Origin of the sequence: Falsiroseomonas frigidaquae, assembly GCF_012163145.1 — a bacterium.
Taxonomy (GTDB): Bacteria; Pseudomonadota; Alphaproteobacteria; order Acetobacterales; family Acetobacteraceae; genus Falsiroseomonas; species Falsiroseomonas frigidaquae.
This window is the reverse complement of record NZ_JAAVTX010000004.1, coordinates 102,470-116,120: the sequence shown is the minus strand read 5'-3', so window position 1 is coordinate 116,120 and position 13,651 is coordinate 102,470. Positions and strand designations below refer to the sequence as shown.

The window sequence follows — 13,651 nt, the reverse complement described above, 5'->3', positions numbered from 1 at the left end:
CGCATGGACATGGCGCTGCTGCTGCAACTCACGCTGAACGGGCTGATCGTTGGCATGCTGTATGGCGTGGTCGCGATGAGCTTCGTGCTGATCTACAAGGCGTCCCAGGTGGTGAACTTCGCGCAGGGCGAGTTCCTGCTGGTTGGTGCCTGGGTCTGCTGGTGGTTCCTGACGGAATGGCAGCTGCCCTTCTATGCCGGCTTCCTGTTCACCCTGGTGTTCATGATGCTCTTCGGCCTGGTGCTGCAGGTGGTGGTGCTGCGGCCGCTGATCGGGGAGCCGGTGATCAGCGTGATCATGGCGACCATCGGTCTCGGCATCTTCTTCCAGGCGCTGATGAAGTGGATTTTTGGCGTGTTTGCCAAGCCCTTCCCGCCGATCTTCGCCATGGAACAGGTGCGGGTGCTGGGGCTGGAGGTGCAGACCGTGTACCTCGCCAGCCTCGGCGTCTCGCTGCTGATCATGGCGGGGTTCGGCTGGTTCTTCAAAGCCTCCAAGCACGGGCTTGCGATGCGGGCGACGGCGTTTGACCAGCAGGTGGCGCAATCGCTTGGCGTCTCCGTGCCGAAAGTATTCGCCATGTCCTGGGCGATCTCGGCCGTCGTCTCCGCGGTGGCGGGCGTGGTCGTTGGCGTGGTGAACGGCGTGTCCTCCGCGCTGTCCTTCTACGGCATCAAGGTTTTCCCGGCGGTGATCCTGGGGGGGCTGGATTCCATCCTCGGCGCGGTGCTGGGCGGCGTGATTGTCGGGCTGCTGGAGAACTGGGCGCATTACGTCGACAGCCAATGGCTCAACTGGGGCAACATGTTCCAGATCGCGCCCTTCTACGGGCTGGTGCTGATCCTGCTGATCAAGCCCTACGGCCTGTTCGGCACCAAGAACATCGAGCGCGTGTAGATGACGGCGCTGACCCCCTGCGGCGACTGGCGCGCCAGCTACGCCGCCGACACCACCATCTTCCCGACGCGCAACAGCCGCATCGCGCTGCTGCTGGGCATCGCCATTCTCTGCTGCGCGCCACTTGTCTTCGGGCGCTACGAGCTCTCGCTGCTGATCAATATCGGCTTCCTCGGCATCGCGGCGCTGGGACTGAACATTCTGGTGGGGTTCACCGGGCAGATCAGCATCGGGCACGCGGCCTTCTTCGGTCTCGGCGCCTTCGTCTCGGCGTATCTGCATGAGCGCTACCACGTTCCGGTGCTGCTCTGCATCCCGATCGCGGGCGTGGTGACGGCGCTGATCGGCCTGGTCTTCGGCGCGCCGGCGGCGCGGCTGAAGGGATTGTACCTGGCTATCGCGACGCTCGCCGCGCAGTTCATCCTGGAGGATTTCTTCGCCCGCGCGCAGTGGTTCACCGGCGGCGTGTCGGGGCGGATGACGGAAAGCCCGGTGCTGTTCGGCTTCGCCTTGGACCGCGATGAAACGTATTTCTACCTGACCCTGGTGTGGGTCATCATCATGTTCGTGGGCGCCGCGAACCTCATGCGGAGCCGCGACGGGCGGGCGCTGGTGGCGGTGCGGGACCATTACCTGTCGGCCGAGATGATGGGCATCAACCTGGCCTATTACCGCACGCTGAGCTTCGGCATCGCCAGCCTCTATGCCGGCATCGGCGGTGCCCTCTACGCGCACTACCTGCTCTTCGTCTCGGTCGAGGCCTTCAACATCCTGTTCTCCATCCAGTTCCTCGGCATGGTCATCATCGGCGGGCTGGGCAGCGTGATGGGCAGCCTGATGGGCGCGGCCTTCATGGTGATGCTGCCGGAGGTGACGCAATGGGGCGCGGATCTGCTGGCCGGCAGCAGCATCGACCGCGCGCTGAAACTCGGCGCCAGCATCTCCTTCCTGCGGGAGATGGTGGTGGGCGCGGCGATCATCCTGTTCCTGATCTTCGAGCCGGATGGGCTGGCCCGGCGTTGGCGCCTGATCAAGGCGTATTGGAAGCTCTACCCATACTCGCATTGAACCAAAGGGGAGGAACGAACGAATGAAAATGCAGATCCTGGCCGGCGCCGCGACACTGGCCTTCGCGCTGCCGCTCGCCGCGCAGCCGATCCCGGTCGGCCATCTGATGGACAATTCCGGCGCCACCAGCGATGTCGGCCAGCCCTATGGGCAGGGCGTGGCGGATGCGCTGGCCTGGGTGAACAGCCGGCGCAACGGCATCAATGGCCGTCCGCTGAATGTCTCCGGTTTCGACTACGGCTATGCCGCGCCGCGCGCCGTCAGCCAGTACCAGGCCTGGACCGGGCGCACGCGCGTCGTCGCCATCCAGGGCTGGGGCACGGCGGATACGGAAGCGCTGGTGCGCTTCGTCACGCGCGACCGTATCCCCTATGTTAGCGCCTCCTACTCCGCCGCGCTGACGGATGCCGCGGGGCAGTCCGGGCGGCAGGGCGTGGAGGCGGCGCCCTACAACTTCTTCTACGGCCCCTCCTACTCCGACAGCCTGCGCGCCATGCTGCAATGGGCGGCGCAGGACTGGAAGGATCGCGGCCAGCAGGGGCGGCCGAAATACGTCCATATGGGCGCCAACCACCCCTATCCGAATTCGCCCAAGGCGGCCGGTGAGGCGCTGGCGGCGGAGCTCGGCTTCGATGTGCTGCCCGCCATCCAGTTCGCGCTGACGCCTGGCGACTACACGGCGCAATGCCTTGGCCTGCGCAATGGTGGCGCCAATTTCGCCTATCTCGGCAATACCGCTGGTTCCAACATCTCCGTCCTGCGCGCCTGCCAGACGGCCGGCGTGCAGGTGCAGTTCCTCGGCAATGTCTGGGGCATGGATGAGAATGCGATGAAGGCCGCGGGCGCGGCGGCGAATGGCGTGGTGTTCCCGGTCCGCACCGCGGCCGTGTGGGGCGGCGAGGCGCCGGGCATGGCGCAGGTGCGGGAGATCAGCCGCGTGTCGGACAGCGCCGGCAATGCCTATCGCCCCGTGCACTACATCTCCGGCATCTGCTCCGCCATGTTGATGGTCGAGGCGATGGAGACGGCGGCCGAGGGTGGCGGGCAGGTGACGGGCGAGCGCATCCGCGATGGCTTCTACGCAAGGCAGAACTGGGTGCCGCGCGGATTCGAGGGCGTCTGCAACCCCTCCACCTTCACGCGCGAGGACCATCGCGGCACGCTGCGCGTCGCGCTGTACCGCGCCAATGTCAGCGGCGACACGACGCAGGGCAGCGTGGCGGAGCTGATGCAGGCGGGCACGATGAAGATCGAGAACATCGCGACGATCGATCTCGAGCGTCGCCGCGACTGGCTCGGCTGGTGAGCCAGGCGCTCGCAAATCCTCCGTCGGCGGTGACGCCGGCGGAGGAGCTGCTGCTGGAAGTGAACAACATCGAGGTCGTCTATAACGACGTCATCCTCGTGTTGCGCGGCCTTTCGCTGGCCGTGCCGAAGGGGAAGATCGTCGCCTTGCTGGGCGCCAATGGCGCGGGCAAGTCGACGACTCTCAAAGCCATCTCCGGCCTGTTGAAGTCCGAGGATGGCGAGATCACGCGCGGCGATATCCGGTTCGCAGGCGAACGACTGAACGGCGTGGAGGCGCACCAGATCGTCCGCCGCGGCATCTTCCAGGTCATGGAGGGGCGGCGGATCATCAGCGACATGACCTGCCTGGAGAATCTGCGCCTCGGCGCCTTCACCCGCAGCGACAATGCGGAGATCCGGCGCGACATCGAGATGGTCTACGGCTACTTCCCCCGCCTGAAGGAACGCACGGGCCTGGCCGGCTACCTCTCGGGCGGCGAACAGCAGATGCTGGCGATCGGGCGCGCGCTGATGGCGCGGCCGAAGCTGATCCTGATGGACGAACCCTCCATGGGCCTGTCGCCGCTGCTGGTGAAGGAGGTCTTCGGCATCATCCGCCAGCTCAACGCCGATCTCGGCATCACCATCCTGCTGGTGGAGCAGAACGCCCGCATGGCGCTCTCCGTCGCCAGCCATGGCTATGTGATGGAGCAGGGCAAGGTGGTGCTGGATGGCAGCGCCTCCGACCTGGCGAACAACGAGGATGTGAAGGAATTCTACCTCGGCGGCCATGGCGCGGAGCGCAAATCCTTCCGCAACCTGAAATCCTACAAACGACGGAAGCGCTGGCTGTGACAGGGTTCTTCGACGATCGCGAGACACGCAGCGCGGATCAGCGCGCGGCGGAGAATGCGCGGCGCCTGCCGCTGCAGGTGGCGCATGCGAGGCGCCACGCGCCGGCCTATGCCGAGATGCTGGCGGATCTCGATCCGCATGAGGCGAGCCTTGCGTCGCTGCCCGTCACCCGCAAGTCGGACCTGATCGCGGCGCAGGCGGAGGCACCGCCCTTCGGCGGCTTCACCGCGCTGGGCCTCGCCGATGTGCCACGCGTCTTCGCCTCGCCGGGGCCGATCCATGAGCCGCAGGGCGCGGGCGCCGACCCCTGGCGCTATGCGCGCGCGTTGCACGCCACCGGCCTGCGGCGCGGGATGCTGCTGCACAACTGCTTCGCCTACCACTTCACACCGGCCGGGATGATGCTGGAGGAAGGCGCGCGCGCCCTGGGCTGCCCGGTGTTCCCCGCGGGTCCCGGCAATACGGAAAGCCAGGCGCGTGCCGCCGCGCATCTGCGGCCCGCCTGCTACAGCGGTACGCCGGATTTTCTCAAGACGATCCTGGAGGCGGGCGATGCATTGGGGCTCGATCTCTCCTCGCTGAAGCTGGCCCATGTTACGGGCGGTGCCTTCCTGCCCGCGCTGCGTAGCTTCTACGCCGCGCGCGGGCTGGTGGTGCGACAGAGCTACGGCACCGCCGATCTCGGCCTGATCGCCTATGAATCCGAAGCCGGGGAGGGGCTGATCTGCGACGAGGATGTGCTGGTCGAGATCGTCCGCCCCGGCACCGGCGATGCGCTGCCGGAGGGCGAGGTGGGGGAGGTGCTGGTCACCACCTTCTCCGCCACCTATCCGCTGCTGCGTTTCGCCACCGGCGATCTCTCCGCCGTACTGCCCGGCGCCTCCCCCTGCGGCCGCACCAATACCCGCATCAAGGGCTGGATGGGCCGCGCCGACCAGGCGGCGAAGGTGCGCGGCATGTTCGTGCGGCCGGAACAGGTCTCCGAAATCCTGCGCGCGCATCCCGGCCTCGGCCGCGCGCGGCTGGTCATCGGGCTGGACGAGACGCGGGACACGATGGTGCTGCGCGTGGAAACGCCGGTGCGCGATGCATCCCTGGTGCAGAGCCTGGCGGCCACGCTGCAGAACGTCACGCGGCTGCGTGGCAGCGTGGAACTGCTGGAACCCGGCGCCCTGCCGAACGACGGCAAGGTGATCGACGACACGCGCCCGGCATGAGCTTCGCCTGGAACATCCCGGCCCGCTGCAACATCGCGCAGGAGGCCTGCGACCGCTGGGCCGATGGCAGCGGCCGCCTGGCGCTGCTGCACCTGCAGGGCGATGCCGTGGAGCGCATCAGCTTCGACGAACTGCACCGTCGCTGCTGCCGCCTCGCCAACGTCTTCCTGGCGCATGGCGTCGCGCGCGGCGACCGCATCGGCGTGCTGCTGCCGCAGGGGCCGGAGGCGGCGGTGGCGCATCTCGCCGCCTATCGCATCGGCGCCATCGCCGTGCCGCTGTTTCTGCTGTTTGGCGAGGAGGCGCTGCGCTTCCGGCTGGCGGATTGCGGCGCGGCCGCGTTGGTCACGGACCAGGATGGTCTGGCTAAGCTCGACAATATCCGCGACACCTTGCCGGAACTGACCAAGGTGTTCGCCATCGGCGGCGGCCCCGGCGCGCTGGATCTGGCGGCGGAGATGGCGCGCGCCCGGGACAGCCACGCCTGCCTCGCCACCGGCCCGGACGATCCCGCGCTGATCATCTACACCAGCGGCACCACCGGCAGTCCGAAGGGCGCGCTGCATGCGCATCGTGTGCTGCGCGGCCATCTGCCCGGCGTGGAATGGCCGCATGATGGCTTCCCCCAGCCGGGCGATCTGTTCTGGACTCCGGCGGATTGGGCCTGGATCGGCGGGCTGCTGGATGTGCTGCTGCCGAGCCTGTTCCACGGCGTGCCGGTGCTCGCGCATCGGATGGCGAAATTCGATCCGGAGTTCTGCTTCCACCTGATGGCGCGCCACGGGGTGCGCAACGCCTTCCTGCCGCCCACCGCGCTGCGCATGCTGCGCGGCGTGACGGACCCCGCCCACTTCGGCCATGCGCTCCGCAGCGTCGGCTCCGGCGGCGAGACGCTGGGCGCGGAGATGCTGGAATGGGGCCGCAGCGCCTTCGGCCTGACCATCAACGAATTCTACGGCCAGACCGAATGCAACCAGATCGTGGCCAATTCGGCGAAACTGTTTCCGGTGCGTCCCGGCAGCATGGGCCGTGCCGTGCCGGGCCATGAGCTGGCGATCCTCGATGCCGAGGGCCAGCCCTTGCCTGATGGCGCGCAGGGCGTGCTCGCCGTACGCGCGCCCGATCCCGTGATGTTCCTGCGCTACTGGAACAACCCGGCCGCGACCGCCGACAAATTCCACGGCGACTGGTTGCTGACCGGCGATCAGGCCGTGCGCGACGAGGCCGGCATGTTCACCTTCATCGGCCGCGATGATGATGTGATCACCTCCGCCGGCTACCGCATCGGCCCCGGCGAAGTGGAGGATTTTCTCCTCACCCATCCCGCCATCGCCCAGGCCGCGGTCATCGGCCTGCCCGATGTGCTGCGCACGGAACGGGTCACGGCCGTCGTCGTGCTGAAGCCCGGCTTTGCGCCCGGCGCCGCGCTCGCCGCGGAGATCCAGGCGCAGGTGCGCCAGCGCCTGGCGGCGCATCTCTATCCGCGCCAGGTGGAATTCGTCGAAGCCCTGCCGCAGACGGCGACGGGCAAGATCATGCGCGGCGCGCTGCGGGCGCGCTTTGCCGGGGAAGGGGTGGCGGGATGATCTCCAACCAGATGCCGATGCTGGATTTCGACCTGGGCGAGGAGATCGACGCGCTGCGGCACAGCGTGCGCGGCTTCGCCGAGGATCGCGTCGCCCCGATCGCCGCCGAGATCGACCGCACCGATGAATTCCCCCGCTACCTCTGGCCGGAAATGGGCGCGCTCGGCCTGCATGGCATCACGGTGGAGGAAGAATATGGCGGCGCCGGCATGGGCTACCTGGCGCATTGCGTGGCGATGGAGGAACTCAGCCGCGCCAGCGCCAGCGTCGGCCTGTCCTACGGCGCGCATTCGAATCTCTGCGTCAACCAGATCCGCCGCAACGGCAACGAGGACCAGAAGCGCCGCTACCTGCCCAAGCTGATCTCCGGCGAGCATCTGGGCGCGCTGGCGATGAGCGAACCCTCCGCCGGCTCCGACGTGGTTTCCATGAAGCTGCGGGCGGACAAGCGCGGCGAGCGCTGGGTGCTGAACGGCACCAAGCTCTGGATCACCAATGCCCACTACGCCGAGACGCTGGTGGTCTATGCCAAGACGGACCCGGAGGCCGGCCCCAAGGGCATCACCGCCTTCCTGATCGAGCGCGACTTCAAGGGCTTTCGCCCCGCCCAGAAGCTGGACAAGCTCGGCATGCGCGGCAGCCCGACCAGCGAGCTGGTCTTCGAGGATTGCGAGGTGCCGGAGGAGAATGTTCTGGGCACGGTCGGCGGCGGCGTGCGCGTGCTGATGTCCGGCCTGGATTACGAACGCGCCGTGCTGGCCGCCGGCCCCATCGGCATCCTGCAGGCCTGCCTCGATCTGGTCGTGCCCTACATCCACGACCGGAAGCAGTTCGGCCAGGCGATCGGGGAATTCCAGTTCATCCAGGGCAAGGTGGCGGATATGTACACGGCGCTGAACGCCGGCCGTGCCTACACCTATGCCGTGGCGCGCGCCTGCGACCGCGGCCACGCCAGCCGAAAGGACGCCGCCGGCGCCATCCTGTTCGCGGCCGAGGCCGCAACGAAGGCTGCGCTGGATGCGATCCAGATCCTCGGCGGCAATGGCTACATCAACGACTACCCGGCCGGGCGCCTGCTGCGCGACGCCAAGCTGTACGAGATCGGCGCCGGCACCAGCGAGATCCGCCGCCTGCTGATCGGGCGGGAGATCTTCCGCGAATCGGCCTGAAGCGGCCTAGAGGCGGAAGTAGCCGGCCAGCGCCATGATGGTGAACACGGTCAGGGCGGCCATGGCGATGATCCAGGGCAGGTCCTGCTGGAAGGCTTCCCGCTTCGAATCAACGATCTTGCGGCCCATGTGGTCGTGCGTGGCGTCGCTGTCTTGCGTCTCGGACATGCTTTGATCTTCCCCTAATCTCGCCACGCATAACTTAGCGCGGCACGCTATGGTTGTCCCGCAGCCATTGAGGCTCCATCCTGCCGGTCAACCAACCGACGGAGAGGAAGCCATGACCGGTGTTCCCGATGTAACCCCTCGTGCCACCTACCAGGCCCTGGCGGAGGATCCCGATGCAATACTGGTCGATGTCCGCACGGACGCCGAATGGAACTTCGTCGGACTACCGGACCTCGGGGAGGTCGGCAAGGAGGTCGCGCTGATCCCGTGGCAAGTCTATCCCAGCATGCAGGTCAATGGCGCCTTCGTGGAGCAGTTGCACCGCGCCGGGGCCACCCCGCTGTCCAAACTCTATTTCATCTGCCGTTCAGGTGCGCGCAGCCTCGCGGCCGGCCAGGCGGCGCAGCAGCACGGCTTTCCGCACGCCTTCAACGTCGCTGACGGCTTCGAGGGCCCGGTCGATGCGGCGGGGCATCGCGGTGGCGTCGCCGGCTGGAAAGCCGACGGACTGCCCTGGCGGCAGCGCTAGGCCATGACCGTGGAACGCATGCCACTGCACAGCGACTTCCTGTTCCGCCTGGAACTGGCGGTGGAGGGGCCGCAGGCCATCGGCGCTGGCCCGATCGGCGACCGGCGCGTCTTCCTCGTCACCGGCGGGCGCTTCTTCGGGCCGGGGCTGGCGGGCAAGGTGCTGCCGGGTGGGGCGGATTGGCTGGTAACCCAGTCGGATGGTGGCACGCGCCTGGATGTGCGGGTGGTGCTGCAGGCGGATGACGGGCAGGTCATCGGCGCGACCTACCAGGGCATCCGCCACGCCCCGCCGGAGGTGGCCGCCCGCATGGCGGCCGGGGAGGCGATGGAGCCCGGCAGCTACTACATGCGCGTCGCCATGCGCTTCGAGACCGGGCCGGGGCCGCATGAATGGCTGAACCGCGTGCTGGCGGTGGGCGTCGGCCACCGCTTCGCCAATGGCCCGGTCTATGACGTCTACGCGGTGCTTTAGCTTTTTGCTGTCACGCATTTCCGAGCCGTCTTGCGAAGCCGCAAGACTTGAAATGCTTCAATCCTCGAAGAAGGGCGTCTCCTCCGCCGCATCGCCGCGCAGCAGCAGGTCCAGGCTGAAGCGCGGCGCGCCATCCGGGCCCTGCCCATCGGCGCGGGCCACCAGCAGCGGGCGCAGCGGCGCGGGCAGGGATGACAGCACCGGGTCCGCGGCATTGGCCTCGGCGAAGTCGGGCAGGAAGACGCAGGTGGCGAGCCGCCCCATGATGCCGCTGCCGATGATCGCCAGGTTGATATGCGGCGCCCGCGGTCCGCTGGCGTCCTGGTAGCCGCCGGGGAGGATGCTGCGGAAGGCGAAGCAGCCCTCCGCATCCGTCCAGGCGCGGCCCCAGCCGAGGAAGCCGGGATCGGCCTGCTGCCATGCAGGGTCGCGCGGATGCCGGAAGCGGCCGGCGGCATCGGCCTGCCAGGCTTCCAGCACGGCGTTCACGCAAGGGCCGCCACCTTCCTGCAGCACGCGCCCGGTCAGCCAGAAGGGGCGGCCCTGGGCAGTCTGCGGGGCGTCAGGGGCGAGCCGTGTCAGGTCGTTGTCGCCATCCCGGAAGAAGGTCTGCGGGAAGAAGGGGCCGATGGTGGCCCAGGCGGTGGGCACCAGCGGGGCGTTGGGGCGCGGGGTCACAGCGGCGGCGTCGCGTGGCGGCCGCGCAGGACCAGGTCGTGGGTGAAGCCCTGCCAGTCGCCCTCCACCGCCTCCGGCGGCAGGAAGCCGGCGATGCAGCGGGCGCGGGCGGCGGCATCGGGCACCGCGTTCAGGATGCGGTCGATCGCGTTCAGCGGGTCGCCCGGGAAATACATCTGCGTCACCAGCCGCATCAGCGACCCCGGCCCGAGGACGGAAATGTGGATATGCGGCGGCCGCCACCAGCGCCCGCTATCGGGCACCGGATAGGCGCCGGGCTTGATGGTGAAAAAGCCGTAGCGCCCCGAATCATCACTCCGCGTGCGGCCATTGCCGATGAAGTCCGGGTCCAGCGGCGCGTCGCGTTGGTCGATCGGGTGGAAGTAGCGCCCGCCGGCATTGGCCTGCCACAGCTCCACGATCGCACCGGCCACCGGCCTTCCATCCTCGTCTAGCACCCGCCCGCCGACATGGATGAGCTGGCCCTGCGCCATGCGGCCCGGCGCCAGCACCGCCAGGTTGTCGTCGCCCGGCCGCAGTTTCTCGGCCAGGTCCAGCGGCCCGGTCAGCTCCGTGCGGGTCAGCACGCGGCGGAAGGCGGCGCGGGAGGGGTTGCGGCGGATCGTGTTGGGGTAGCCGGGCACCGGCACCACCGGCTGCGTCGCCGGGTCCAGCGGGTCGAAGCGGTCCGGCTGATTCACGGCTTGGTTCTCCTCGGCCCGATGGCGGTGGCCAGTTGCCGGACCAGCGCATGCGGGTCGGCCTCCAGCGCCGTGACACCCACCGCGGCGAGGTCGGCTGCCGCCTGCGCCATGGAATAGCCTGCCAGCGCCGCATGCCCCGCCGCCAGCCCGACGAACAGCGGCTTGGGCGAAGGCTGCGCGCGCAGCTGTGCCGCCAGCGCCTCCACCCGCCCCTTCAGCGGGCGGGAGGCGAGGGTGGTGTAGAACAGCACCGCATCGATCCCCGGCCGCTGCGCCATCTCGAAGGCGATGGCGAAGCGCTGTGGCGCGGTTTCCACCGGGCCGCCCTGGGCATTGTCCATGAAGCAGGCGGCGGGGCAGCCGGCATCGCCGAGCAGGTCCAGCATCATCATGCCGAGCCCCGCCCTGGCGGTGACCATGGCGACGCGGCCGCCGGGGATTTCCACCATCTGGAAGCCCTCATCCCGCGCGCGGCGCTCCAGCGGCGTCATGGCGGCGTCTTCCAGCGCGGCGGACAGCGCCGTGCCCTCCGCATCGTGGCGGAAGCCGGCGGCCTCGTCGCGCACCGCCTTGCAGTCGCAGGCGACCAGGCTGCCATCGGCCAGGCGCGCCAGCGGGTTGATCTCCAGGCTCTCCAGATCTTCCGCCACCATCACCCGCGCCAGCCGCACCACCATGCGCGCCAGCCGCGCGGCGAGGTCGGCCGGGAAGGCGCCGCGCAGGATGCGCAGGCTGTCGGGCAGGGCGGCGGGCGATTCGGGCAGGATGTGCCAGCGCAGCGGCGGCGCTCCGGCCTCCACCTCCACCCCGCCCTGCGGCGCGCAGAGCACTTCCAGCGCCTGCGCCGTGCCATCCACGCGCAGTGCGAGAAAGATTTGCTGCGCGATGTCGAGCGGGCGTTCCAGCAGCAGCGGCGCGGCGGCATCGCCGAGCCGCGCGCGGATCTCCGGCGCCAGCTTCGCCGCCGCGCCGCGCTGCACCAGCCCGCGCTTGCCGCGGCCGCCTTCCAGGATCTGCGCCTTCACCACGGCGTCCTCCCAGCCCGACTGCGGCGCCGCGCCGAGCAGCACGCCCTGCGGCACCGCGATGCCGTGGCGCCGCAGCGCCGTCTTGCCGTCCCACTCCGTCAGACGCATCGTGCCGCCGTCCCTATACCTGTCCGAGAATGATGCAAAAAAATCTGCTGCAGGATGCGCCCCGCCGCGTCGTCGTGGTCAACCCGACGGGACGCTACGCCAGCGCCCAGGTCGCCGCCATGCGGGCCGCCGGCACCAGCCTGGTGGCCGGCATCGCGCCGGGCCGTGGCGGTACCAGCCAGGATGGGCTGCCGCTGCTGGATGACTACAGCCAGCTCGATGCGCCCGCCGATGCCGCGGTGCTCTACACGCCGCCGGATGGCGTGCTGGATGCGGTGCGGGGCGCCATCGCCGCGCGCATCCCGCTGATCGTCGCCGCGGCGGAGTATGTGCCGGTGCAGGACAGCCTGAAGGCGGCGCAGGAAGCCCGTGCGGCGGGGTGCTGGCTGGTCGGGCCGAATACGCTCGGCCTCTGCATCCCCGGCCGCACGCTGCTCGGCTCCATCGCGCCGGAATTCTGCCGCCCGGGCCATGTCGCCCTGCTCTGCCGCAGCGGCACGCTGACCCTGGCGCTGGCCCGCCTGCTGACCGAGGCCGGCATCGGCCAGAGCGCCGTCATCCATATGGGCGGCGACCTGGTGATCGGCCGCAACCCGCATGAATACCTGCCCATGCTGGCCGCCGACCCCGGCACGCGGGCGGTGCTGTATTGCGGCGAACTCGGCGGTGACAAGGAATATGCGCTGGCCGAGGCGCTGCCCACGCTTGGCAAGCCCCTGGTCGCGCTGGTGATGGGCCGCCATGCCCCGCCCGGCACCCGCATGGGCCATGCCGGCGCGCTGGCGGGGGCGGAGCGGGAGACGGCGGCGGCCAAGCTCGCCGCGCTGGCGCAGGCCGGCGCCCTGGCGGTGGCGCGGCCCGAGGACGCGGTCGCCGCCCTGGCGGGGCTGTAGCCTCACCCGGCCTGGATGCCGGCGCGGGCCACCACCTCCCGCCACTGCGGCACTTCCAGGCGCAGGCGCTCCGTTAGCCGGGCGGGGCCGTCCAGCAGCAGCTTCGCGCCGCTTTCCTCCATGCGGGTGGCCAGCAGATTGCCGCGGGACAGCGGCGCCACCTCCCGCGCCAGGCGCTGCACCACCTCCTCGGGCATGTTGCGCGGGCCGAACATGGCGTACCAGATGGTCATGGCGTAGCCGGGCACCGCCTCGCCGATCGCCGGCACATCCGGCAGGCTGCTGGCGCGTTCGCCGCTGGTGACCGCGATCGCCTTCAGGCGGCCGTCGCGCACATGGGTCAGCGCCTCGATCGTGCCGGTCACCAGCAGATCCGTGTCGCCCGCATACAGCGCATTCACCGCCTGGCCGGCGCCGCGATAGGGCACGTGCAGCAGATCGATCCCCGCCCGCACGCCCAGCAGCGCGCCGCCGAGATGGGTGGTGGAGCCGACGCCGGAGGTGCCGTAGCTGATCGCGCCCGGCCGCGCCTTGGCCCGCGCCAGCAGGTCGGCCAGGTCCTTGATCGGGTGGTCCGGCTTGGCCAGCAGCACCATCGGCGCCTCGCTGACCATGGTGATCGGAACCAGGTCGCGGAACGGGTCGTAGCCGGGGTTCGCCATCATCGCCGGCAGGATGGCGACGGAGGATGTGGTGAACAGCAGCGTATGCGGGTCATTCGCCTGCACCACCGCCTGCACGCCGAGCGACCCGCCGGCGCCCGGCTTGGTCTCCACCACCACCGGCTGCCCCAGCTTGCCGCCCAGCGCATCGGCGATGAAGCGGGCGGGCACCTCGACCGGGCCGCCGGCGGCGAAGGGCACGATGAAGCGCACCGGCCGGTTCGGCCAGGCGGGCTGGGCCAAAGCGGGCCGAACCAGGGCGGGTGCGGCCAGTGCGAGTGGCGCCAGGCCGAGCCCGGCCAGCGCGTGGCGGCGCGTGATGTGCATT

15 protein-coding genes are annotated in these 13,651 nt (G+C 69.5%); 10 read left to right on the top strand and 5 right to left on the bottom strand.

Annotated elements, in window-relative coordinates:
• Positions 1 to 3: 3 nt before the first annotated feature.
• The 7 genes from HB662_RS13155 to HB662_RS13125 are packed head-to-tail and all read left to right on the top strand — an operon-like array spanning position 4 to position 8,079.
• The gene (locus HB662_RS13155) at positions 4 to 897 is read left to right on the top strand and encodes a branched-chain amino acid ABC transporter permease (RefSeq protein WP_168050277.1); all 894 of its coding nucleotides are present in this window, start codon (positions 4 to 6) and stop codon (positions 895 to 897) included.
• A complete protein-coding gene (locus HB662_RS13150) occupies positions 898 to 1,965 on the top strand; it encodes a branched-chain amino acid ABC transporter permease (protein WP_168050276.1) in 1,068 nt (355 codons plus the stop codon).
• Positions 1,966 to 1,987: 22 nt separating this feature from the next.
• Positions 1,988 to 3,271, top strand: coding sequence for an ABC transporter substrate-binding protein (locus HB662_RS13145; RefSeq protein ID WP_168050275.1), 1,284 nt, complete (start codon positions 1,988 to 1,990; stop codon positions 3,269 to 3,271).
• Positions 3,268 to 4,107 carry an ABC transporter ATP-binding protein gene (locus tag HB662_RS13140; protein ID WP_342449506.1) on the top strand — a complete coding sequence of 280 codons (840 nt, stop codon included), beginning with the start codon at positions 3,268 to 3,270 and terminating at the stop codon, positions 4,105 to 4,107. Before HB662_RS13145 ends, HB662_RS13140 begins: the two co-directional genes overlap by 4 nt.
• On the top strand, positions 4,104 to 5,324 hold the full coding sequence (locus tag HB662_RS13135) for a phenylacetate--CoA ligase (RefSeq protein ID WP_168050274.1): 1,221 nt from the start codon (positions 4,104 to 4,106) through the stop codon (positions 5,322 to 5,324). Before HB662_RS13140 ends, HB662_RS13135 begins: the two co-directional genes overlap by 4 nt.
• Positions 5,321 to 6,910: an acyl-CoA synthetase gene (locus HB662_RS13130; protein WP_168050273.1), complete on the top strand. Its 1,590-nt coding sequence runs from the start codon at positions 5,321 to 5,323 to the stop codon at positions 6,908 to 6,910. The genes HB662_RS13135 and HB662_RS13130 overlap by 4 nt, the downstream gene beginning before the upstream one ends.
• The gene (locus tag HB662_RS13125) at positions 6,907 to 8,079 is read left to right on the top strand and encodes an isovaleryl-CoA dehydrogenase (RefSeq protein ID WP_168050272.1); all 1,173 of its coding nucleotides are present in this window, start codon (positions 6,907 to 6,909) and stop codon (positions 8,077 to 8,079) included. Before HB662_RS13130 ends, HB662_RS13125 begins: the two co-directional genes overlap by 4 nt.
• A gap of 6 nt (positions 8,080 to 8,085) precedes the next feature.
• Here HB662_RS13125 and HB662_RS13120 read toward each other — a convergent pair whose 3' ends face one another.
• Positions 8,086 to 8,247: a hypothetical protein gene (locus HB662_RS13120; protein ID WP_168050271.1), complete on the bottom strand. Its 162-nt coding sequence runs from the start codon at positions 8,245 to 8,247 to the stop codon at positions 8,086 to 8,088.
• Between the two features lie 112 nt (positions 8,248 to 8,359).
• Here HB662_RS13120 and HB662_RS13115 point away from each other — a divergent pair, with 112 nt between their 5' ends.
• Positions 8,360 to 8,776 (top strand): rhodanese-like domain-containing protein, encoded by a 417-nt coding sequence (locus HB662_RS13115; protein ID WP_168050270.1) that lies wholly within the window; start codon positions 8,360 to 8,362, stop codon positions 8,774 to 8,776.
• 3 nt (positions 8,777 to 8,779) lie between these two features.
• The gene (locus tag HB662_RS13110; RefSeq protein WP_209443278.1) at positions 8,780 to 9,250 is read left to right on the top strand and encodes a DUF3237 domain-containing protein; all 471 of its coding nucleotides are present in this window, start codon (positions 8,780 to 8,782) and stop codon (positions 9,248 to 9,250) included.
• Positions 9,251 to 9,307: 57 nt separating this feature from the next.
• Here HB662_RS13110 and pcaG read toward each other — a convergent pair whose 3' ends face one another.
• From pcaG to HB662_RS13095, 3 genes are read right to left on the bottom strand one after another with little or no spacing between them, the layout of a single operon-like run.
• Complete coding sequence (gene pcaG / locus HB662_RS13105) at positions 9,308 to 9,928, bottom strand: protocatechuate 3,4-dioxygenase subunit alpha (RefSeq protein WP_168050269.1); 621 nt, start codon at positions 9,926 to 9,928, stop codon at positions 9,308 to 9,310.
• Positions 9,925 to 10,629: a dioxygenase family protein gene (locus HB662_RS13100; protein WP_342449505.1), complete on the bottom strand. Its 705-nt coding sequence runs from the start codon at positions 10,627 to 10,629 to the stop codon at positions 9,925 to 9,927. Before HB662_RS13100 ends, pcaG begins: the two co-directional genes overlap by 4 nt.
• Positions 10,626 to 11,768, bottom strand: a complete 1,143-nt coding sequence (locus HB662_RS13095) for an ATP-grasp domain-containing protein (RefSeq protein ID WP_168050268.1) — start codon at positions 11,766 to 11,768, stop codon at positions 10,626 to 10,628. The genes HB662_RS13100 and HB662_RS13095 overlap by 4 nt, the downstream gene beginning before the upstream one ends.
• Before the next feature lie 29 nt (positions 11,769 to 11,797).
• Here HB662_RS13095 and HB662_RS13090 point away from each other — a divergent pair, with 29 nt between their 5' ends.
• Positions 11,798 to 12,661, top strand: a complete 864-nt coding sequence (locus HB662_RS13090; RefSeq protein WP_168050267.1) for a CoA-binding protein — start codon at positions 11,798 to 11,800, stop codon at positions 12,659 to 12,661.
• A gap of 2 nt (positions 12,662 to 12,663) precedes the next feature.
• Here the strand turns inward: HB662_RS13090 and HB662_RS13085 are convergent, their stop codons facing one another.
• Positions 12,664 to 13,650, bottom strand: coding sequence for a Bug family tripartite tricarboxylate transporter substrate binding protein (locus HB662_RS13085; protein ID WP_168050266.1), 987 nt, complete (start codon positions 13,648 to 13,650; stop codon positions 12,664 to 12,666).
• Position 13,651: the final 1 nt, after the last annotated feature.

Coding starts and splice junctions, on each gene's coding strand:
- HB662_RS13155 (WP_168050277.1), top strand. CDS start 4: ATGGACATGGCGCTGCTGCTGCAACTCACGCTGAACGGGCTGATCGTT.
- HB662_RS13150 (WP_168050276.1), top strand. CDS start 898: ATGACGGCGCTGACCCCCTGCGGCGACTGGCGCGCCAGCTACGCCGCC.
- HB662_RS13145 (WP_168050275.1), top strand. CDS start 1,988: ATGAAAATGCAGATCCTGGCCGGCGCCGCGACACTGGCCTTCGCGCTG.
- HB662_RS13130 (WP_168050273.1), top strand. CDS start 5,321: ATGAGCTTCGCCTGGAACATCCCGGCCCGCTGCAACATCGCGCAGGAG.
- HB662_RS13125 (WP_168050272.1), top strand. CDS start 6,907: ATGATCTCCAACCAGATGCCGATGCTGGATTTCGACCTGGGCGAGGAG.
- HB662_RS13120 (WP_168050271.1), bottom strand. CDS start 8,247: ATGTCCGAGACGCAAGACAGCGACGCCACGCACGACCACATGGGCCGC.
- HB662_RS13115 (WP_168050270.1), top strand. CDS start 8,360: ATGACCGGTGTTCCCGATGTAACCCCTCGTGCCACCTACCAGGCCCTG.
- HB662_RS13110 (WP_209443278.1), top strand. CDS start 8,780: ATGACCGTGGAACGCATGCCACTGCACAGCGACTTCCTGTTCCGCCTG.
- HB662_RS13095 (WP_168050268.1), bottom strand. CDS start 11,768: ATGCGTCTGACGGAGTGGGACGGCAAGACGGCGCTGCGGCGCCACGGC.
- HB662_RS13090 (WP_168050267.1), top strand. CDS start 11,798: ATGATGCAAAAAAATCTGCTGCAGGATGCGCCCCGCCGCGTCGTCGTG.
- HB662_RS13085 (WP_168050266.1), bottom strand. CDS start 13,650: ATGCACATCACGCGCCGCCACGCGCTGGCCGGGCTCGGCCTGGCGCCA.